Origin of the sequence: Bilifractor sp. LCP21S3_F8 (assembly GCF_052117805.1) — a bacterium.
Lineage (GTDB): Bacteria > Bacillota > Clostridia > Lachnospirales > Lachnospiraceae > Bilifractor.
Map to the genome: position 1 here is coordinate 1 of NZ_JBQKIK010000005.1, position 21,718 is coordinate 21,718.

15 protein-coding genes are annotated in these 21,718 nt (G+C 51.3%); all 15 read right to left on the minus strand.

Translation table 11 applies throughout. The annotated features are described in order from the left end of the window. Nucleotides 1–123 precede the first annotated feature (123 nt). The 15 genes from pckA to lepA all read right to left on the minus strand — a co-directional run bounded on the left by pckA (nucleotide 124) and on the right by lepA (nucleotide 21,292). Entirely contained in the window at nucleotides 124–1,728 is a 1,605-nt protein-coding gene (pckA, locus tag ACTQ3A_RS03665) for a phosphoenolpyruvate carboxykinase (ATP) (protein WP_441494075.1), read from the minus strand. A 373-nt stretch (nucleotides 1,729–2,101) separates the two neighbouring features. Further along, nucleotides 2,102–3,658: an ATP-dependent Clp protease ATP-binding subunit ClpX gene (gene clpX, locus ACTQ3A_RS03670; RefSeq protein WP_441099796.1), complete on the minus strand. Its 1,557-nt coding sequence runs from the start codon at nucleotides 3,656–3,658 to the stop codon at nucleotides 2,102–2,104. A gap of 10 nt (nucleotides 3,659–3,668) precedes the next feature. Beyond that, nucleotides 3,669–5,609 carry a trypsin-like peptidase domain-containing protein gene (locus tag ACTQ3A_RS03675; protein WP_441494076.1) on the minus strand — a complete coding sequence of 647 codons (1,941 nt, stop codon included), beginning with the start codon at nucleotides 5,607–5,609 and terminating at the stop codon, nucleotides 3,669–3,671. 387 nt (nucleotides 5,610–5,996) lie between these two features. Next, the gene (locus ACTQ3A_RS03680; protein ID WP_441099799.1) at nucleotides 5,997–6,284 is read right to left on the minus strand and encodes an HPr family phosphocarrier protein; all 288 of its coding nucleotides are present in this window, start codon (nucleotides 6,282–6,284) and stop codon (nucleotides 5,997–5,999) included. Nucleotides 6,285–6,498: 214 nt separating this feature from the next. Then, nucleotides 6,499–7,830 carry a CdaR family protein gene (locus tag ACTQ3A_RS03685; RefSeq protein ID WP_441099800.1) on the minus strand — a complete coding sequence of 444 codons (1,332 nt, stop codon included), beginning with the start codon at nucleotides 7,828–7,830 and terminating at the stop codon, nucleotides 6,499–6,501. Next, nucleotides 7,808–8,692: a diadenylate cyclase CdaA gene (cdaA, locus tag ACTQ3A_RS03690; RefSeq protein ID WP_441099801.1), complete on the minus strand. Its 885-nt coding sequence runs from the start codon at nucleotides 8,690–8,692 to the stop codon at nucleotides 7,808–7,810. Before cdaA ends, ACTQ3A_RS03685 begins: the two co-directional genes overlap by 23 nt. A 114-nt stretch (nucleotides 8,693–8,806) precedes the next feature. Next, nucleotides 8,807–10,123 carry a hypothetical protein gene (locus ACTQ3A_RS03695; RefSeq protein WP_441494077.1) on the minus strand — a complete coding sequence of 439 codons (1,317 nt, stop codon included), beginning with the start codon at nucleotides 10,121–10,123 and terminating at the stop codon, nucleotides 8,807–8,809. Then, entirely contained in the window at nucleotides 10,120–10,557 is a 438-nt protein-coding gene (locus tag ACTQ3A_RS03700) for a hypothetical protein (protein ID WP_441099804.1), read from the minus strand. Before ACTQ3A_RS03700 ends, ACTQ3A_RS03695 begins: the two co-directional genes overlap by 4 nt. A 146-nt stretch (nucleotides 10,558–10,703) precedes the next feature. After that, nucleotides 10,704–11,495 (minus strand): ComF family protein, encoded by a 792-nt coding sequence (locus ACTQ3A_RS03705; protein ID WP_441494078.1) that lies wholly within the window; start codon nucleotides 11,493–11,495, stop codon nucleotides 10,704–10,706. Continuing rightward, nucleotides 11,446–11,703, minus strand: a complete 258-nt coding sequence (locus tag ACTQ3A_RS03710) for a hypothetical protein (protein ID WP_441494079.1) — start codon at nucleotides 11,701–11,703, stop codon at nucleotides 11,446–11,448. Before ACTQ3A_RS03710 ends, ACTQ3A_RS03705 begins: the two co-directional genes overlap by 50 nt. A gap of 12 nt (nucleotides 11,704–11,715) precedes the next feature. Further along, nucleotides 11,716–13,959, minus strand: coding sequence for an SF1B family DNA helicase RecD2 (gene recD2 / locus ACTQ3A_RS03715; RefSeq protein ID WP_441494080.1), 2,244 nt, complete (start codon nucleotides 13,957–13,959; stop codon nucleotides 11,716–11,718). Between the two features lie 45 nt (nucleotides 13,960–14,004). Beyond that, nucleotides 14,005–15,009: a rod shape-determining protein gene (locus ACTQ3A_RS03720; RefSeq protein ID WP_441099808.1), complete on the minus strand. Its 1,005-nt coding sequence runs from the start codon at nucleotides 15,007–15,009 to the stop codon at nucleotides 14,005–14,007. Nucleotides 15,010–15,203: 194 nt separating this feature from the next. Beyond that, nucleotides 15,204–18,035, minus strand: a complete 2,832-nt coding sequence (gene uvrA / locus ACTQ3A_RS03725) for an excinuclease ABC subunit UvrA (protein ID WP_441494081.1) — start codon at nucleotides 18,033–18,035, stop codon at nucleotides 15,204–15,206. Nucleotides 18,036–18,201: 166 nt separating this feature from the next. Next, on the minus strand, nucleotides 18,202–19,470 hold the full coding sequence (gene hemW / locus ACTQ3A_RS03730) for a radical SAM family heme chaperone HemW (RefSeq protein ID WP_441494082.1): 1,269 nt from the start codon (nucleotides 19,468–19,470) through the stop codon (nucleotides 18,202–18,204). A gap of 7 nt (nucleotides 19,471–19,477) precedes the next feature. Then, nucleotides 19,478–21,292, minus strand: coding sequence for a translation elongation factor 4 (gene lepA, locus ACTQ3A_RS03735; RefSeq protein WP_441487611.1), 1,815 nt, complete (start codon nucleotides 21,290–21,292; stop codon nucleotides 19,478–19,480). Between the last annotated feature and the right edge of the window lie 426 nt (nucleotides 21,293–21,718).

The window sequence follows — 21,718 nt, forward strand, 5'->3', positions numbered from 1 at the left end:
GCATAGCATTTGATATTTTACCCCATAAAAGCACGTTTAGATTGGATAGGGGTTTTTTGCGCTTTTTTAATGGGGCTTGGCCCCACAACTTATTAGGCTATACAGTAAAATTCCGATTGTCTATCAGAGCTGCGGACCTGCGGAAACCAGAGCCTTACCCGCTTCATTGCCCTCATATTTTGCAAAGTTCTTGATGAATCTTGCTGCAAGATCCTTTGCCTTCTCATCCCAATCAGATGCAGAAGCATAGGTATCGCGAGGATCAAGAATGCTGCTGTCAACACCCGGAAGCTCTGTCGGTACCTCAAAATCGAAGTACGGGATCTTCTTTGTCGGTGCCTTCAGAACATCCCCGTTCAGGATGGCATCGATGATACCACGGGTATCCTTGATAGAGATACGTTTTCCGGTTCCGTTCCATCCGGTATTCACGAGATAAGCCTTTGCTCCGCTCTGCTCCATTCTCTTGACCAGTTCCTCTGCATATTTGGTCGGATGCAGCTCAAGGAATGCCTGTCCGAAGCACGCAGAGAAGGTCGGTGTCGGCTCAGTGATTCCACGCTCGGTTCCTGCAAGCTTTGCAGTGAATCCGGACAGGAAATAATATTTTGTCTGTTCCGGTGTCAGAATAGATACCGGCGGAAGAACTCCGAATGCATCGGCAGAAAGGAAGATGACATTCTGTGCTGCCGGGCCGTGAGAGATCGGCTTTACAATCTTCTCAATGTGATCGATCGGATAGGACACACGGGTGTTCTCTGTGACGCTCTTGTCCGTGAAATCAATCTTTCCGTTCTTGTCTACCGTTACGTTCTCAAGAAGAGCATCTCTTCTGATTGCGTTATAGATATCCGGCTCAGAATCCTTGTCCAGGTTGATAACCTTTGCGTAGCATCCGCCCTCATAGTTGAATACTCCGTTGTCGTCCCAGCCGTGCTCATCATCACCGATCAGCAGACGCTTCGGATCAGTGGAAAGTGTGGTCTTGCCGGTTCCGGACAGGCCGAAGAATACAGCTGTGTTCTTGCCGTTCAGATCTGTGTTTGCGGAGCAGTGCATGGATGCGATGCCCCTCAGCGGCATGAAGTAGTTCATCATAGAGAACATACCCTTCTTCATCTCTCCGCCGTACCAGGTATTGATAATAACCTGCTCCTTGGAGGTTACGTTGAAGACAACGGCTGTCTCGGAGTTCAGGCCAAGCTCTTTGTAATTCTCAACTTTTGCCTTGGATGCGTTGTAGACAACGAAATCCGGCTCAAAGTTTGCCTCTTCCTCGGCATTCGGCTTGATGAACATATTTCTTACGAAATGTGCCTGCCATGCAACTTCCATGATGAAACGGACAGCCATTCTGGTGTCCTTATTTGCGCCGCAGAAACCATCAACGACATAGAGCTTCTTGTTGGAGAGCTCCTTCTTCGCGATTTCCTTAACCGCCTTCCATGCCTCAAGAGAAGCCGGATGATTGTCATTCTTGTACTCGTCGGATGTCCACCATACGGTGTCCTTCGAGTTCTCATCCATAACGATGAATTTATCTTTAGGAGAACGTCCGGTGTAGATACCGGTCATAACATTAACCGCGCCGAGCTCTGTAACCTGACCTCTGTCATATCCGGTGAGTTCCGGCTTTGTCTCCTCCTCAAACAGCTTCTCATAGGATGGATTGTATACGATTTCTGTTGTTCCGGTAATGCCGTACTTTGTTAAATCTACGTTAGCCATTGAATTGCTTCCTCCTTTTACAGAAATACTCATGAATCACCCGGTATCTGGAAGTCATTCCCGTGTTTCCCGCATCTTCCGCGTCTTCAGCAGAGCGGAACGATAAACAGCTTCTCCGATATCTGTGTGATCAAATATAACTGCGTAATCTTCTACGGAAATCATTTTACATGATTCCTGCCTTAATGTCACCAACATTCGTTAAAACTGTGGATTTCGACAAAAATTTGTCAATTGTATCCTGAAAAATACATTTTTTCACAATGAATGCCTGCCGATTGCTAAAATACAAGCCGCACAGTAGTCCTGAAGCTGAACAGCTTTGTTCATTGAACTTCCGCCTTCGAGAAAACCTCTTTTCCTTCATATTCATTCAGGAAGGAATCGGGCTTCCGGACAGATCCTGTCCCCTCAGGATGATCTTCGGTCCGCCGGTATGCTCTACATATTCCTTTGTCACTACAACCTCACTGATATTGTCATCCTTTGGAATCTCATACATGATATCCAGCATAAAATCCTCTATAATTGCCCGAAGCGCACGGGCACCTGTATCTTTATCAAGGGCCTTTTTTGCAATGGAATGCAGCGCACCGTCGTCAAAGACAAGCTTCACCCCGTCAAGCGCAAGAAGCTTCTCATATTGCTTCAATATCGCGTTTCTGGGCTCGCGAAGAATCTTAACGAGCATATCCTCGGTGAGGCTCTCGAGAGAAAAAATAATCGGAAGCCTTCCGAGGAACTCCGGAATCATTCCGAAGGCCCGGAGATCTTCATTCGTTACCTTCTGCAGAATATCGGGGTCCTCTTGGTACCGGTCCTTCAGTTCTGCCTGGAATCCCATGGACGATGTGCGGTTCAGACGCTCCCGTATCACATCCTCGAGGTCCGGAAAGGCGCCGCCGCAGATAAAGAGAATGTTCTTCGTGTTCACCGTCTCAAGAGGAACCATGGCGTTCTTGCTTGTGGCCCCTACCGGAACCTCTACCTCACTTCCCTCAAGAAGCTTCAGAAGGCCCTGCTGAACTGCCTCGCCGCTCACATCTCTCTGACTGGTATTTTTCTTTTTGGCAATTTTGTCGATCTCATCGATGAAAATGATGCCGTGCTCAGCGCGGTCCACATCATTGTCTGCCGCCGCGAGAAGCTTCGACACAACGCTTTCGATATCATCTCCGATATATCCGGCCTCTGTCAGACTCGTGGCATCCGTAATGGCCAGGGGCACATCCAGCAGTTTTGCCAGCGTCTGAACCAGATACGTCTTTCCGGACCCGGTCGGACCGATCATCAGCATGTTTGATTTCTCGATCTCTGTCCCGTCTTTCATCTGCTCCGGAGTCTGAAGAATTCTCTTGTAGTGGTTATACACTGCAACAGACATCACCTTCTTCGCATGCTCCTGACCGATGACATATTCGTCCAGTTTTGCCTTGATGATATGCGGTCTCGGCACATCCTGCATTGTGAGCTTCTTTCTTGGAGTCTTCTGTTTTTCCTTCTTTTTATGGTCGCGGGCAGGCATGCCGAAACCAAGTCCGGACAAATCGATCATGCCGACGTTAGGCGGAAGTTTGCTCAGCATCTCATTCATTCCGGGATTCTGTATTGCCTCGAATCCCTTCTGCATGCAGTCCGTACAGATGTACATCCCGCCGGGCAGTTCGATCTGCTTCCCCGTGCTGCTTTCCGGACGATGACACATCATGCAGTAATGCCCGCTGTGACGCTTTTCTTCATCGTCCGTATCCTCTTCCCGCGTCTTCCATGTTCCGGCAGAAACGGATGAATTTTTTCCGTCCCCATTTACCTCGTCCGGAGTTTTTTCGTTCTGGTCCTTATCAGCCGCATCCCCTTCGTCCGCATTCTTCTCCCCGGAATCCGGCACTTCCCGAAAATCTCCGTCAATAATATCCTTATCGTCAATCATAATTATCCTCTCAGTATCCGAAAATTTGTCCAAAGATATCTCCGCTGTTGCCGTTTCCGCCCGGCTCTGTTCCCGGCATACCCGAAGAATTGTTATCCTGTCCCTGGTCCTGCGAATCCGGATTCTGAATGCTGCTGATCGCATCACTTGTTCCCAGCGTCACCTTCACCGTCTGTTCCTTGTAGGAGCTCCCGCTCGCGCGCTGTATCACAACCGGAACTTCTTCACCCGAAGAATAATACTTCAGACGGTTTTCCAATTTGGAATATGAAGCAACACTCTTGCCGTCAAATTTGGTAATCACATCGCCCTTCCGGATTCCCGCCTGATCCGCAGGTCCTCCGGATACCACAGAGGTAACACAGACGCCCTCCGGCATGTTATAGATCTGTGAGTACTCGCTCGTGACATCTGCGCATGTGATTCCCAGATACCCCCTCTCATCGTCATCCAGCCGTGTTCTGGTATTCTCATTCATGAGATCCTCCAGAATCGGTTCCGCCTTTGCCATGGGAATTGCAAAGCCCACATTATCGACAGAAGCCTGTGAGCCATTACCACTTCGCTTTGCTTCATTGATGCCGACCAGCTCTCCCTTCATATTCAGGAGCGCCCCTCCTGAATTTCCGGAGTTGATGGCGGCATCTGTCTGAATCAGACCGTCTGAATTAAATGTATTTGTGCCATCAGACAGCTGAAGCGACCGGTTAAGCGCACTGACATATCCGCTTGTCACCGACTGGCCGTATCCGAGCGCATTTCCGATAGCCACCACCTGCTGACCCAGAACAAGTTTATCAGAATCCCCGACGGTTGCCACACGGATCTGACCCATTGTATCATCCGAGATATCCGAGAGTTTTACCGCAACCACTGCAAGATCATGATCCTCGTCAAATCCCTTGATCTGTGCGGAAATAACCGACTCATCCACAAATCCCACGGATACCTGCGTCGCGCCTTCTATCACATGATTATTTGTAGCGATCAGAAGCTCTGAATCATTTTCTCCGATAATAACGCCAGTTCCGGCTCCCTGAACCTGATATTTCTGTGTGCCTCCGAAAAAGCTCTGCATTTCTTCTACGGACATGGTAGAAATCGTCACCAGCGACGGCATAGCGGCCGATGCGACCTCTGCGACCGTCATCTCCTGATCCTTGCCTGTAGACGCAATATCCGGCGTAAGCGCTGTCCCGGAAGAAGCCGTGACCTTTTCCGTCTCATCCGAAGCATCCTTGCCGGAATGGTTCGGGGTATCTGTGTTTTCTCCTGCCGATGCCGATGAATAGACAGGGTGGATCCGGTTTCCGACATAATTAACGCCGTAGGCAACCAGCCCCGCGATCAGGCCGAACACCACTGCCATGGCTGCCACGGTTGCCCAATGTCTGCCACTGCGTCGCGGTCGTTTCACCCGGTGATCCTGGTCAAGATTTTTCCGTCCTTTCCGGTCCCTTCGACTGCTGCCAGCCGAATAATCAGAATAGTCATTTCTGCCCCGGCCGGACCAGGGATCTCTCCTGCCCTCCTCCTGATGAGCATCGGCATCTTCTTCCCCTCTATGCTGTTCTCCCTGTCCTTCTCCGTTTCCGGTATGGTCACTGTATCTCCAGTAATTCCCATCACTTCCGCCGGACCAGGGATTATTTCCTGTCTGCTCCGATCCACCCTGCCGGAGTTTCGGATTCACCCAGCTGTAGGTCGTCTTCGCTTCTGCATCCCGATTTCCGCTCTTTTCCTTTTGAGACGAATCTGGTGTTCCACTGTCTTCTCCCGATGACGCACCTGATGCTCCACTGTCTTCTCCCGATGACGCACCTGATGCTCCACTGTCTTCTCCCGATGACACATCCGGCGCTCCGATGTCTTCGCTCGGTGACGATTCCGGTGTTCCAGTATTCTCTTCCGATGACGAAACGGAATTTCTGTCTTTGTGTATATCACTCATAAGCAAGCTCCTCCGTTCTCAACGCCAGTATAGCGTGAAAGCCCATTGATATACGTATTTTACCCGTTATTTGTGTAAAATATGTGAAAACAGCAATCTAAACTGCGGTAATCCTCTGCGCAGCGAACACATACCGGACAGCCCTACTGATGTAGGAAATATGTGTGAGGCAATCATCTGCGTGTCGCATCAGCATAGCTTATTTACATGGTCTGCCCTCCACTTTATGCCATATCGGCACAGATAAAACCCGCCGCATGTGCAGAGAATGCCCCGGCAGCCGTTTCCATATGGCTTTCCGGGGCATTCTTGTCACCTTCCATTATCCTCTTATATCCGTTTCTCATGCCAACGCCCGGCAGCATACCGTGCCATCGGCAGGCACCTTTACCTCTCCCGGAGAGGAACAGCCTCCGTTTCCTCCGAAAATACCTTCGCGACCTCATCCAGGGCTTCTTTCTCATCGCAGCCTTTGCAGCAAAGCACAACCTCGTCTCCATCCTGCAGACCTGCCGCAAGCAGACTGAGTACACTTCTGGCATTTGCTGTGGAAAGACCCCCGTTGTATTCTAGAAGAATCTCGGATTGAAAACGGAGCGCCGTCTCGCTGATCCTGCCGGCGGGTCTAAGATGCAGCCCGTTTTTTCCTTTTATCACCATTGTTCTGCTGACCATTTCCGTTTCCTGCTGCACATGTCTGCCGGGCATTTTCGGGTTGCTTTTCTCATGCACTCACTGCTCACGCATATTCGCACTTCCGTGCCGCTTGCGCGTCACTTCATGCTCATACCTGTTGCCTTCGAAATCGCATACAGTCTCTTACACACGCTTCGCGGCAGGCGGCCTGTCTGCGTTTTCGAAGAGCTGTTCAGTTATGACACGGTATAAGCTACGAATTGGTTCCGCCTTTATCACTCCCGGACGAGGAGCTTGCTGTCGCCTTTTCCTTCAGGTGTACCGGTATCGAAACCGCATCATCCAGCGATACTCCCGTTGGAAGCGCAAACGATACATTTACGGTATAATCGCCCGTGTCCTTGCCCTTGAGGTCGATGGAAGCCTTGATGTCTGCCGTCTTCAGATCATCGATCACGGATCCCGCTCCGTTCAGCCGCACCTGTATGCTGGTCTGGTCATAGGAGATCGTCAGATCCGGATCCAGGTTGTTTGTAGCTATATCATCCACATCCAGCTTGAATTCCTTGGTTTCATCCGAAAGGATCGTAACGGTTACCGTGACCGTCCCTGCCGTGCTCGATGCCAGCCGCAGACCGTCCGGAAGCACGTCACTGAGTTCAACTTCCGCTGTAACATCCGAGGAGGCGTCTGAGACAGACACATAACCCTCCGGAATCGTGATAATATTCCCGTTTGCCGCAAGCTGGCTCAGTGCGTCGTCTGTTCCAACCACGGTAATTGTCTCCGGTGTCGTGCTCACAGCCGTTACGTTATATCCCTCGGCCGGTTCTCCGGAGTACTCAACCTTCATCCCGACACCGGATTGCTTCTTCCACAAATCTACATATACCGAAACATCCGGCACACCGCCATCGAACGTCAAATCATCCTGAACTGTCTCCTGCGACAGCACTTCGCCGTTCTTGTCCATAATTTCGAGCTCTGCCTTTCGGTTTCCGTCCTGCGTCATGCCTGTGACATCGATCTTGGCGACCACGCTGTCAATCTCATTGATGATGGATTCCGGTCCGTTAATCACTATTTTCTCCGGATTCGGAGTCGCGATTCCCACCTCGTAGCTGGATCCCGGAACCGAACTTCCTGTGTCCACACTCACAGCGAATTCCTTGCTCGCGACATCTTCAATCGTAATCGGTATTGCTGTTCTGGACAGTGTCACATTTGAAGCCGATATACCGGGAACCGTGACCGATAATGGAACCATGACAGGATCGCGGTCTAGATCAACAATCTGCGTCAGATCGGCTGTAACAGTGATATTGTCCGCGGAGATTTTCTTCAGCTCCGACCGGTTTCCCTTCACGTATACGGTAACTGTCTTGTACTGATCCTCGATCATGTAGATCTGTTTTCCGTTTGAGATGTACGATTCATTCGCCACCGTAATGTGAACACTGTAAGACTCTGTCTCCACAGGATCATTGATGTCCACTACCGAGTACCAGATGACAATCGCTATCAGTAATGCCAGCAGCTTGTATCCGATATTGGAACGCAGACTAGCTAGGATTCTTCGTATCACGGTTTCTGCGTCCCCCTTTCAGTATGCGGATTTTATCATTGTACAGCACCTGGACATCCTGCAGAACCTCTCGCAGCTGGCTCGGAGAAATCGCCGTGTGAAGCCGTCCATTCATGGCGTAGGATACGCTCCCGGTCTCCTCCGACACAATGATCGTCAGAGAATCTGTGATCTCGCTGATACCGACACCGGCGCGGTGTCTGGTACCGAGTTTTTTGCTCAGCTCCATATTGTCAGAGAGCGGCAGATAGCAGGTAGCTGCCGCAATCCGGTCATTCTGAATAATAACCGCGCCGTCATGAAGCGGGGTGTTATGTTCGAAAATATTAATCAACAGCTGACCGGATACAATAGCGTCCAGACGAATACCGGTGCTGATATACTCATCCAGCAGCGTCTCCTTCTCGATAACGATCAGGGCGCCTGTCTTCACATCACCCATTTCAAAGCAGGCCCTGACCAGCTCGTTTATCGTGTGGTTACTGAATCGCTTATTGTCCTCACCGGTTTTGCTGATGGAAAAAAAGGAGCGCAGTACGTTGCTGTGTCCCATCTGCTCAAGCACTTTTCGAAGCTCCGGCTGAAAGATGATGACGATTGCCGTAAAAGCGACAACGCTCAGATTGCCGAGAAGCCAGACGATCACTTCCATATGCAGAATGTTCGCGACAATGACAAACGCTCCGATAAACAGAATTCCCTTCAGCAGAGTGTACGCACGGGTGTTCCTCATCCAGATGATCAGCCGGTAGATCAGAAAAGCCAGAAGCAGAATCTGGATAATATCAATGACCTGAATTGTCTTTGGCGGCTTCAGCCATGAAAGGATGTAATACTGAAACCTGCTCAGAAAAGCATTCATATGTTTCTCCTTCTACTCTGACTTAAGCCGTATAACGCAAGAAGCAATCCTCAGCCTGTACAGTCCGTGGCAGAAACCAGCGTTTGGACTTGTACACCAATATGGCACATCCGTTTACTTTCTGATGATCCTGGTCTGGCCCATATCCTCATCCCGGGCATTTGCTTCATCTCCGGTTTTTGCTTCATCCCCGCTCTCAGGAAAAACCGGATCCAGTCGGATCGTCTCTCCCCCAATGCCCGAATTGCTGTCCTTATGAGCATCTGTACGTGTCTGACGGCCCTCACTGTCTATGGTAAGGTTTATGGTTCTCATCTTCTCATCATTGTCTGTGTGCCGGGCAGCAGCAGATGAAGAACCGTCAAGGCCATTTTCCCGGCCGTTTTGGTTTGTATTCAGAGACTTCAGGGATTCCTCCAGTCTGGACTGAAGATTGATTCCCTCAAATTTCTTCTCATAGATATTGTTCTCCCGGGTGACAAAACGCTTCTCATCCGCGTCTGCCTCCACCTCTTCCGTTTCGTCCTCTTCCTCTTCGAGATTATATCTCGGTCTGCGCTTTGGAGTCACCTTTACATAATAATAGTTGTTGTCGTCCTCAAACTGAAGGAACTCCGTGTGAGAATAGTCCGCATTATAGCAGAAAAACTCAAAGATAAATGCGACGGCAACTGAGAGCGCGGTTTCGATCACAGTCATCACAAGATTTATCTTCACATTCAGAATGCTGGCACCGGCAATCATCAGACCGATATATATAATCGCGCTGACAATGATGCTGATCTCCCACGCATGGCTGCTGACCAGCTCCCGGATACAGGTAACAATCAAAAATACCACTACGAATGTCACAAGCATGAGAATCGTCTTCGAATTCATCATCGCGCCGGGTATTGCCTGAACAATGTCAATCATACTGGCACCTTTTGTATTCGCGACCGCTTCGACGGTATCCGGAAGACCGTTTACAAAGGACCAGGAGAGCACACTGAAGATCAGCGTGATTGCCGACACCGGACCCCTCATAAGCCCCAGCACAACAGGAACCGTCATCGGCATGTGCAGAGCTCCCGCCACCGGCGTAAGAATAATCGCCAGCGCATCCTTCGGAACAAAGCGGAAGTACAGAAGCAGCATCAGCAGATACAGAACAACCGCGAATGCGCCGACTCCGACATTCAGCCCAAAGCTGTTCGCGACAATCAGCACGGTACCGATAAAGACGATCCCGTTAATCGGAAGGATCGCGCAGATGACAGACAAAATGATGATCACGAGCAGATTGTTTAACTGACTCATATAACCGATCTTGTCATTCAGAGTAATAAACGTGATCACCGCCAGCGCAAACCGGAAAAGCGGACGTATATATACGTCATAATCCGTATAAAAACGGATCAGTCTCTCTCTTAATTCAAGCAACTCGTTCATTCTTCCTCTTCCTCCTGCTTTTCCCCTTCGCCGCTTTCCTCGTGATATCCCCGCCGGTACATGCGTCCCAGCCTTGCGAGTGCGCGCTCATATTCTTCCATGTCGCTCTGCATCCGAACATAACGGATCCGCGCCAGTATATACGCAATGACAGAATAGATACCTACGAAAATAACGTAGCTCACAATCAGCACCGCAACAACAGGCCGGATATCCGCGGCATTCAGCCGGGAAAAGAAGGTATCCATATTGGCCAGCATCAGTACGCCGAGCAGCAGAATATACGCAATGGTGCTCAGCAGCAGATTTCGGATCAGCGCAAAAGCCGTATAATCTCTCTGATAATACCGGCTTATCCGGAAAGACCCGTCCGCGTGTTTCTTCTCAAATCTCGCCAGACCGATCATCAGGTACAGTCTTTTCTTGTCAATCATTTTCCTGTCCTTTTACTACAAAATTGGGCGCCCCGCTTTCGGGGCATAACGGTATAAAAAAACATCAGTTTATTTTATCATACTTCCGGAGCCATTGAAAGTGTGTGTTCTGGCGCCTGCTTTCCCCTACAGCCCGTCTGAATCAGTCATACACTTTGACCCGGCGCTATGGATACGCAGGCAAACCATATCCTGCATGCCCCGGCTTCCGCTGCCGTCTCCGCAAGCGCATCCAGCGTTGCCCCTGTGGTATAGATGTCGTCAACCAGAAGCACCCTCTCCGGCAGGCTTACACCATCCCTCGCCGCAAACGCACCTGAAAGGTTTTTTCTTCTCATCGAAGGAGTAAGCCCTTTCTGCGGCCGGGTGTTTTTTCTCCGGTATATTTCATTCGTCGCACAGGGAATTCCCAGTTTCTCCGAAAGATGCCGGCCAACCTCTTCCGCTTGATTGTATCCCCGTTTCCGGTACCTGTCCAGATGGATCGGAACAGGAAGAATCAGCTCCGGCTTCCACTCTTTCAGATGTATGCCGCCGTGTTTCCAGATCGCGGTCGCATAAAACCCGGCATATTCTGCCCGGTTTCCGTACTTAAAACGGGTGATCGAATCCTGCACCATCCCCCGATACGTAAAGGGTGCAAAGCCCTGAATAAAGCGATGCTCTCTTCTCCGGCAATTATCACAGTATTCCGCGGTATCAGACTCCAGCGGTCTTCCGCACTTCATGCAGACCGGTCCTGTGATAAAGTTCAGAATGCCCGCGCATTTCCGGCACAGATATGGTTCTCCGGCAGACAGCAGACGATCGCAAAACGGACAGCGGCGCGGATAAAGCAATCCGGCAATTTTCCGCGCGCGCAGCATTCCGTCCCGCCGTATGACCTGCTTACTCTGCAGGAATCCATCTTCCAATATCCTGTCCGGACTTTTTCGCAAGACTCTCCCTCCTGTCCGCGCCGATTTCCGCCGCGTATAACATCTGTGCTCCGCTGCCTTCCGGTGAAACTTCCGGTGAAACAATTCTCATATGCTGCGCAATCCTTGCTTTCCACGTAGTACATCTGGGTTCCGATGCCTTATGGTGAAACGCATTCATAGCGTCCGATGCCGCAGGCTTGACCATCCTGCCGCCCGTCCCTGCCACCGGAAATCCACCTCAGATCTCCTGCCGTTTCAGCTCGATGATCCGTTCCGCCAATGACGTGTAGCGGTTTTCCTCGGTTGCATTTTCAATCATCGCCTGGAACACCTGTCGGCTTCCTGTCAGAACCACACATTTTCTGGCCCTTGTCACAGCAGTATAGAGGAGGTTCCGTGTCTGCAGCATATGCGGAACTCCGAGAAGAGGAATGACTACGGCAGGGTATTCGCTTCCCTGTGCTTTGTGAACCGTCGTAGCATATGCCAGCTCCAGTTCATCCAGCTGACGGAAGGTATAATCCACAGTCTTTCCCTCTTCATATTCAACCGTAAGCAGCTCGTTCGGCGCATCAATTCTCCGGATGATGCCCATATCACCGTTGAACACCCCGAGGCCCCGCTGCGCGACGATTCCGTATTTTCCCCTCAGCTGCCATTCCAGCTGATAATCGTTCCGGATCTGCATGACCTTGTCTCCCTCCCGGAAAATTCCCCGGGAGGTTTCTCTCTCCTGCTTGGCAGGAGACGGCGGGTTCAGATAAGTCTGCAGAATCCGGTTGAGACTCTCGACGCCAAGCGCTCCCTTTCGTGTCGGTGTCAGGACTTGTATCTCCGAAGAATCCGCCTTTACATACTTAGGGAGCTTTTCCTGCACCAGAGCGAGCACAACTCTCTGTACCACCCGCACATCCTCCCGTTCAAGGAAAAAGAAATCCCTGCTCCGATTATCCGTGCGAACGGGAAGCCCGGCATGGATCCGGTGTGCATTGACCACGATATCGCTTTCCTGCGCCTGCCGGAAAATCCTGGTAAGCATAACAACCGGAAAGCATCCGGACCGTATGATGTCCCTGAGCACACTGCCCGGTCCGACGCTCGGAAGCTGGTTCTGGTCACCCACCAGAATCAGCCGTGTTCCCGGGACAATCGCTGAAAGAAGTGAATGCATCAGAAAAATATCAACCATCGACATCTCATCAATGATAATCACGTCCTGCTCCAGCGGATTTTCAGCATTCCGTTCAAAGCGTACATTCATCGATTCTTCATCAGCCGCGCCTGAAATCTCAAGCAGCCGGTGTATCGTAGACGCCTCATAACCGGTCGCCTCCGTCATCCGCTTCGCCGCGCGTCCGGTCGGTGCTGCCAGCGCGATACTCAGATGCTCCGATTCAAAATACCGGATCATCGTATTGATCGTTGTTGTTTTTCCGGTTCCAGGCCCTCCCGTCAATACAAAAATACCGTTCGTGGCCGCTGCCGCAACTGCCTTGCGCTGAAGATCGTCAAGAACAATCCGGTCGGACTTCTCGATCCTTCGGATCCTCTCATTTACCGCCTCTTCGTCCTCACGGATATGAAGATTCAGATCCTGAAGCATTCTTGCGCAGTTCAACTCGGTCAGATACGATCTCTCCGCGTAAATCCTCGCGTGAGAATCACCATTCTCATCCTCAAAGACCAGCGCTTTTATTTTTTTGTCGAGAGCAAGGTCCATCAGATACCGGTCGATGTCACCGGGATCTGTTCCCAGAAGTTCTCCGGCTCTCTGCACCAGGATCTCCTTCGGAAGGTAAATATGGCCCTGTGCGCCAGCCTGATTGAGCGCGTACAGGATTCCGCTCCGGATCCGGTATTCTGAATCCGGCCGGATTCCAGCCCTGGAAGCAATCTCATCGGCGATCCGAAATCCAACCCCGTCAATATCATCTGCCATCTGATAAGGGTTCTCACGCATCACCGTATACAGCCTGTCCTGGTAACGGTTATAAATCCGGATGGCGAGAGAAAGGGAGATCCCGTACTGGGAGAGAAAAATCATAGCGTTCTGCATCTGTGATTTTGCCTCAACCTGCTCTCCGATCTCCCGGGCTTTCCGGTCACTGATCCCCTTTACCTCGGCCAGCCGCTCCGGCTCCTCCTCCAGCATCCGCAGGGTGTCATCACCAAACCGCTTCAAAATGCGTGAGGCCAGCGCTGCTCCTACGCCCTTGATGGCTCCGCTTCCCAGATACCTCTCCAAGGCTACACTGTCTCTCGGAATTGTAACATGGACATTCTCTGCCCGGAATTGCTTTCCGTAGCTTGGATGAACACTATACTCTCCCTCCGCCTCGATATACTCTCCCTCGTTGACCGAGGAGAAGCTGCCGACACAGGTCACATCCTCGTCCAGCGCGGACAGATTCAGAACGGTATAACCATTATCCTCATTTCGATAGATGATATGCTCCACATATCCTTCTATTTTTTCCGACATGCTCATCTCCAAATGTCCGGCCTTACCGGAACGCAGCCGGCTTCCTCAGCGGAAGCTCTTCTGCTTTTCAAAATCCGACATTGCACGAATATACAATCCGGTACCGACAGCGACTGCCTGCTGCGGATTATCCGCCAGAAGGGTCCGGATTCCGGTTGCCTTCTCGATTTCTCCTTCCAGTCCGTCCAGCATCGCGCCTCCTCCGGTCAGAACAATCCCCCGTTTCGCTATATCTGCCGCAAGATCCGGGGGTGTTTTCTCCATCACTACACGGATTGTCTCTATAATCCGGCGCACCGCCGGAGAGACGGCTTCTCTTACCTGATCCGAGGTAATGCTGACTGTCCGCGGAAATCCCGCATCCACATCGCGTCCCGTCACAGAGACCTGTCTCAGGCTCCGGTCCGGATCTGCGGATCCGATCTGAATCTTGATATCCTCTGCAGTCTGGCTTCCGATGATCAATCCGTAGATATCATGAATATACTGACAGATTGCCTCGTCAAATGCTTCTCCCGCCGTCCGGATGGACTGAGAAATTACAATCCCTCCAAGAGACAGGACAGCGATTTCGCTGATACCGCCTCCGATATTCACAATCATACTGCCGCTCGCGCGCATGATATCCACACCGGCGCCCATCGCGGCGACGATCGGTTCCCGGACAATCACAGCGTCCCTTGCGCCCGCGCGGTACGAAGCTTCCTCCACCGCTCTTCTCTCGATATCCGAAACGCCGCTCGGCACACAGATACAGATTCTCGGCTTCAGAATATTCCAGTTTCCCATGGATTTTCGGATGAAATACCGCAGCATCCGTTCGGTAACGACAAAATCCGAGATCACGCCATCCTTCAGCGGACGTATCCCGACAATATTGCCCGGCATTCGTCCGATACACTGCGCCGCCTCGGTCCCGAATGCCAGAATCTTGTTCGCGTCTCTGTCATAGGCCACAACGGATGGCTCCTGGCAGAAGATTCCCTTCCCCTTGACATATACAATAATTGACGCCGTTCCTAGATCAATTCCAATGTCAGTAACCGGCATATAATAATGTTCCTTTCTATCTTATCGGATTGCGAGAGTGCGAAGCACGGAGCAATCCGCAGCTTATACAATATCATAACTGAACAGCTCTTCGAAAACGCAGACAGGCCGCCTGCCGCGAAGCGTGTGTAAGAGACTGGTTGCGATTTCGAAGGCAGCAGGTATGAGCACAAAGTGACGCGTATCAACCTTCGTCACTTCAGATATTCTCTGAGATACTGACCGGTATAGGATTCCGGCACCTTCGCGACCTCCTCCGGCGTACCACTGGCGATCACCGTTCCGCCCTTGTCTCCGCCCTCCGGGCCCATATCGATGATATAGTCGGCAGTTTTAATGACATCAAGGTTGTGTTCAATGACGATAACCGTATTGCCATCTTCTGTGAATCTCTGGAGAATATCCACCAGCTTGTGCACGTCTTCAAAATGAAGACCGGTAGTCGGCTCGTCCAGAATATAGCAGGTTCTTCCCGTGCTTCTCTTGGAGAGCTCAGCCGCCAGCTTGATTCTCTGCGCTTCACCGCCCGACAGTTCTGTAGAAGGCTGCCCGAGCTTCACGTAGGACAGGCCCACATCATACAGCGTCCTGATCTTGCGATAGATTGACGGAACCTTCTCAAAAAAGGGAAGCGCCTCCTCAACGGTCATATCCAGAATCTCAAAGATATTTTTCCCCTTGTATCTGACCTCCAGTGTCTCCCGGTTGTAGCGCTTTCCGCCGCACACCTCGCAGGGGACGTAGACATCCGGAAGAAAATGCATCTCAATCTTCACAATTCCGTCTCCGGAACAGGCCTCGCATCTTCCTCCCTTGACATTGAAGCTGAAACGTCCCTTCTTGTAGCCGCGTGCCTTCGCATCCGGTGTCGCGGCGAACAGATCACGGATCATGTCGAATACACCTGTGTACGTCGCCGGATTCGACCTCGGCGTACGCCCGATCGGGGACTGATCGATATTGATCACCTTGTCCAGATGCTCCATTCCTTCAATTCCGCTGTGCTTTCCCGGAATCACAAGAGCATGGTTCAGCTCCCTCTGCAGATGCTTGTAGAGAATCTCGTTGACAAGAGAGCTCTTGCCGGAGCCCGAAACACCGGTCACACAGGTCATCACACCGAGCGGGAATTTTACGTCGATGTTCTTGAGATTGTGTTCCTCGGCGCCCCTGACAATCAGCCATTCCTTTGGCTTCCTTCTTACATCGGGAACCGGAATCTTACGCTTTCCCGACAGATACTGCCCCGTGATGGATTCCGGACACTTCATGATGTCCTCCGCGGTTCCCATGGCGACCAGCTCGCCGCCGTGGCTGCCCGCGCCCGGACCGATATCCACCACACAGTCAGCCGCCCGCATCGTTTCTTCATCGTGCTCGACAACGATAACGGAATTTCCAAGATCCCGGAGATGCATCAGAGTCCCGAGAAGCTTTCCATTGTCTCTCTGATGAAGGCCGATGCTCGGTTCGTCCAGTATGTAAGCCACTCCGACAAGTCCCGATCCGATCTGGGTGGCAAGCCGGATACGCTGCGCCTCACCGCCGGAAAGCGATCCGGTGGCTCTCGCCAGCGTCAGATAATCCAGTCCGACTTCGTGGAGAAAGCTCACACGGTTCCGGATTTCTTTCAGGATCTGTCTTCCGATCAGCATCTGATGATCACTTAAACGGATATCGTCCAGAAATTTCAGAAGGCTCTCAATCGACAGGTTGGTCACCTCGTAGATATTCTTGTCCGCAACGGTGACTGCCAGCGAAGACGGCTTCAGCCTCTGCCCGTGACATGCCGGACACGGAGATATATTCATAAAGTTCTCATATTCCTGACGCGAAGACTCCGAAGCAGTCTCCCGATAACGGCGCTCCACATTCTTGATCAGCCCCTCAAAGGCAACATCGTAGACACCTTCTCCCCGCTGCCCTTTATAATGCACCTGTACAGAATGGCCCTTGGTTCCATGAATCAGAATATCGTGGATTTTTTTCGGGTAATCCTTAAACGGCGTGGACAGAGAAAAATGATATTCCTCCGCCAGTGCCTCCAGCATGCACCGCGTAAAGCTTCCCTTCTGTGTGCTCGACTGCCATCCCGGAACCGCAAAAACTCCCTCGTCGATGGATCTCGACGGATCCGGAATCATCAGTGATTCCGCGAACTCCATCCGATAGCCGAGGCCGGAGCACTCCGGACAGGCGCCGAATGGATTATTGAAGGAAAAGCTCCTCGGCTCGATCTCGTCCACACTGATCCCGCAGTACGGACAAGAGAAGCTCTCGCTGAAATTCCGGGTATGCCCGTCCATTGTATCGACTACGAGAAGTCCACCGGAAAGTTTCAGCACGTTTTCCACCGAATCCGTCAGCCGCTTTTCGATTCCCGGCCGGACAATAAGGCGGTCCACCACAATTTCAATGTTATGTTTCAGATTTTTGTCGAGAGCGATGTCCTCCGACAGGTCATACTGGTTTCCATCTATGACCACGCGGACGTAGCCGGATTTTCTTGCCTGCTCCAGAACCTTCTCATGACGTCCCTTCCGTCCTCTTACCACAGGCGCAAGCAGCTGGATTCTGGATTTCTCCGGCAGCTCCATGATCTGGCCGACCATCTGATCCACGGTCTGTCTGCTGATCTCACGTCCGCAGTTCGGACAGTGCGGAATACCGACTCTTGCATACAGAAGTCGGAAATAATCATAGATTTCCGTGACCGTTCCCACTGTGGATCGCGGATTCCGGTTGGTTGATTTCTGATCGATGGAAATGGCGGGCGGCAGGCCCTCGATGCTCTCCACCTTCGGCTTCTCCATCTGTCCGAGGAACTGCCTCGCGTAGGAGGAGAGACTCTCCATGTACCGTCTCTGTCCCTCCGCATAAATGGTGTCAAACGCCAGAGAGCTCTTTCCCGATCCGGATAGCCCGGTCAGCACTACAAGCTTGTCTCTTGGGATATCTATATTCAAATTCTTCAGATTGTTCTCCGAAGCACCTCTGATCCTGATAAAATGATTCTTTTCTGTCAATTTTAAACTCCTAACTCTTATGCCGGCCCGGCTTTATACATATCCTGGCGTCCGCCTGCGGGACCACCGCAATGTGCATATGTTCCAGCGTCACGGAAGCTGCTTCGCATCTTCCGTGCTGCAAACAGGTATGAGCACTCTCGCGTTGCTTCGTACGCCCCTGAACCTACAGGAAATCCGCCATGACCGTATTTGACAGGGAAAGCCCCCGGCGGGTAAGGAACAGATTTCCTCCCTCCTCCCGCAGAAGGCCTGCATCCTCATACTTGCGGATTGTACTGCCGTATACCTCCATTACATCCTCTCCGAAGCGGCATCTGAACTCCTCTTTGCTGATGCCGGACGTCATTCTGAGCCCCAGAATCATAAATTCCGCCATCAGGTCTTCTTTTCCAAGAAATTCCGGTTCTTCCCGTCCGGTTTCCGACAGAATGTTCTCTATTTTCTCCACAGATAAACGCTCTCCGCCAAACAACATCTTTCCTCTTCCGTCGTTCTCCGGTCCGGCGTACATCTGCAGATACGTTCCGATATCATCCGTGTTCCGGAATCGCAGTCCCCCTGTATAGGAGGACGCTCCCAGCCCAAGTCCGAGATACGGAATCCCGGTCCAGTATCCCACATTGTGGCGGCATTCCCTCCCGATTCTTGCATAGTTGGAGATTTCATACCGGCGGAATCCATAGCCGGCAAGGATCTCCTCTGTCCGATCATACATCCGCCTCTCTGTCTCCTCACCGGGGAGCATTTCCTCAGAACTCAGATGATACTGTCCTTCTTCGCGTTCTCTTACATGAGTCTCCGTATCTCCTTCGGCAATCATCCCGGAGACCTCGTGATATTTTTCGTAAAAAGGTGTTCCCTCCTCGATGATCAGGCTGTAAGCAGATATGTGCTCCGGACCTGCTTCTGCGATCCGCCGGAGTGATTTCTCCCAGGATTCCTCTGTCTGCCCCGGGAGTCCCGACATCAGGTCGACATTCAGATTGGAAAATCCCGCCTCCCTCGCGTACGCGAAGCTCTCCCGAAACGCCTGGAACGTGTGGATTCTGCCGAGGCGCTTCAATTCCCCGTCGTCGGTGGACTGACACCCGAAGCTCAGCCGGTTGATTCCCGCTCTTCGATAAACGGACAGGCTTTCCGGCTGCACGGTTCCAGGATTGGCTTCCATCGAAATTTCCGCGTCTGGTTCCAGATGAAAGGTCTCTCTGACCGCCTGCATGATCTCCGCAATCATCTCTGCGGGAAGAAGAGAAGGGGTTCCACCCCCGATATATATAGAAGAAACACTCTGCCTTATACCGGAAAAACTCCGGATCTCGCGCAGCAATGCCTCCACATATCTGTCTTGTGTTCCGCACTCAGCGGGAAAACTGAGGAAATCGCAGTATCCACATTTTTTCGCGCAGAATGGGATGTGGATATATAATTCCATGCCGGCTTTAGTTCTCATCAAGCTTCAGAACATTGAGGAAGGCGTCCTTCGGGATTTCAACGTTTCCGATCTGACGCATCTTCTTCTTTCCTTCCTTCTGTTTCTCCAGGAGCTTCTTCTTGCGGGAGATATCTCCGCCATAGCATTTTGCAAGTACATCCTTGCGGAGAGCCTTTACCGTCTCTCTCGCAATCACCTTCGAGCCAACAGCAGCCTGAATCGGAATGTCGAAAAGCTGCCGCGGAATCTCCTGCTTCAGTTTCTCGCACATCTTTCTGCCCCGGTCATAGGCGGAATCTGCAAATACGATGAATGACAGGGCATCTACCGGCTCTTTATTGACCAGAATATCAAGTCTCACCAGCTCACTTCTCTGATACCCAATGATCTCATAATCCAGAGACGCATACCCTCTGGATCTCGATTTCAGAGCATCGAAGAAATCATAGATGATCTCATTGAGTGGGATATGATAGGTTAGAAGCGCACGGGTCGTCTCGATATACTCCATACCCTGGTATTCGCCCCTGCGCTCCTGACAGAGCTGCATGATCGGACCGACAAACTCGGTGGTTACCATGATCTCTGCCTTTACCATCGGCTCCTCCATGTATTCGATCTCTGAAGGATCCGGAAGATTGGATGGGTTCGTCAATTCCACGACTTCTCCGCTCGTCTTGTGAATCTTATATACAACTCCCGGCGCCGTTGTGACCAAATCCAGATTATATTCTCTCTCCAGCCGCTCCTGAATGATCTCCAGATGGAGCAGACCGAGAAAGCCACAGCGGAACCCGAAGCCCAGCGCCGCTGAGGTCTCCGGCTCATAATACAGAGAGGCATCATTGAGCTGCAGTTTTTCCAATGCGTCCCGAAGCTCCGGGTACTTCGCTGAATCTGCAGGGTAGATACCGCAGTATACCATGGACTGTACCTTTTTGTAACCGGGAAGCCGCTCTGCGCAGGGACGGTCCGCATTTGTCACAGTATCTCCAACGCGGGTATCCTTGATGTTCTTGATGCTCGCAGTGATATAGCCCACCATACCGGCCTCAAGAACATCACACGGAATCATCTGCCCTGCGCCAAAATAACCGACTTCAACCACCTCTTCTTCCGCCCCGGTCGCCATCATCCGGATCCGGTCTCCCGGCTTCACCGTGCCCTCCCGAAGCCTGACGGAGATGATCACTCCCTTATAGGAATCATAGATGGAGTCAAAGATCAGTGCCTTCAAGGGCGCCTTCACGTCTCCTTCCGGAGCCGGGATCTTGTGCACGATCGCTTCCAGCACATCCTCAACGTTCTGACCTGTCTTCGCCGAAATCTCGGGCGCATCCTCTGCGTCCAGGCCAATGACGTCCTCGATCTCGCTTTTTACCTCCTCCGGATGTGCACTCGGAAGATCGATTTTGTTCAGCACCGGGAAAATTTCCAGATCATGCTCCATGGCAAGATATACATTTCCCACCGTCTGTGCCTCCACTCCCTGTGTTGCGTCCACCACAAGAACAGCACCATCACAGGCAGCAAGGCTTCTAGAAACTTCATAATTAAAGTCCACGTGGCCGGGGGTATCGATCATATTCAGGATATACTCTTCACCGTCTTTCGCCCGGTAGACCGTACGGCATGCCTGTGCTTTTATGGTAATTCCGCGTTCCCGCTCCAGATCCATATTGTCAAGAACCTGATTCTGCATCTCGCGGCTGGTGAGAAGGCCTGTCTTCTCGATGATCCGGTCAGCCAGTGTTGATTTTCCGTGATCAATATGCGCGATAATGCAAAAATTTCTGATTTTGCTCTGATCTATTAATGACAAGGTACTACCTCCGGTTTTTGAGATTATGTATCATATAGACATCTGCAGATTCTCCCTCCGGAATCCGTCACCGGGTCTTTCTTCTTTTCGCTTTCCCCGCATTCAGACAGACTCCGACAGATATACAGTGAGATTATACTCGACTTTGTCTGGGGCCGCAAGGTGCAGGAAACGTGAAAATCTTCGAAAAAAAGCCCGCTGACGGCAAAAAATGGTCAGCAGCCGTCAGGCGATGGTCTAAAGATGGTCAAAAGATTCACGTTTTTGATAATTTTAGATTCACGTTTTTTGATAATTACAGATTCACGTTTTTTGAAAATTTCAGTTGACAAACCCATATGAAATAGAATAATATGAGTAAGCATGTTCGGAAGTGGAAAAGTGTCATCCTATAAAGAACATCCCATAAATATAAAATAAAAGGAG

What these genes read in the sequence shown, in the direction of transcription:
- pckA (WP_441494075.1), bottom strand. Translation starts at nt 1,728, where the DNA reads ATGGCTAACGTAGATTTAACAAAGTACGGCATTACCGGAACAACAGAA.
- clpX (WP_441099796.1), bottom strand. Translation starts at nt 3,658, where the DNA reads ATGATTGACGATAAGGATATTATTGACGGAGATTTTCGGGAAGTGCCG.
- ACTQ3A_RS03675 (WP_441494076.1), bottom strand. Translation starts at nt 5,609, where the DNA reads ATGAGTGATATACACAAAGACAGAAATTCCGTTTCGTCATCGGAAGAG.
- ACTQ3A_RS03680 (WP_441099799.1), bottom strand. Translation starts at nt 6,284, where the DNA reads ATGGTCAGCAGAACAATGGTGATAAAAGGAAAAAACGGGCTGCATCTT.
- cdaA (WP_441099801.1), bottom strand. Translation starts at nt 8,692, where the DNA reads ATGAATGCTTTTCTGAGCAGGTTTCAGTATTACATCCTTTCATGGCTG.
- ACTQ3A_RS03695 (WP_441494077.1), bottom strand. Translation starts at nt 10,123, where the DNA reads ATGAACGAGTTGCTTGAATTAAGAGAGAGACTGATCCGTTTTTATACG.
- ACTQ3A_RS03700 (WP_441099804.1), bottom strand. Translation starts at nt 10,557, where the DNA reads ATGATTGACAAGAAAAGACTGTACCTGATGATCGGTCTGGCGAGATTT.
- recD2 (WP_441494080.1), bottom strand. Translation starts at nt 13,959, where the DNA reads ATGTCGGAAAAAATAGAAGGATATGTGGAGCATATCATCTATCGAAAT.
- ACTQ3A_RS03720 (WP_441099808.1), bottom strand. Translation starts at nt 15,009, where the DNA reads ATGCCGGTTACTGACATTGGAATTGATCTAGGAACGGCGTCAATTATT.
- hemW (WP_441494082.1), bottom strand. Translation starts at nt 19,470, where the DNA reads ATGGAATTATATATCCACATCCCATTCTGCGCGAAAAAATGTGGATAC.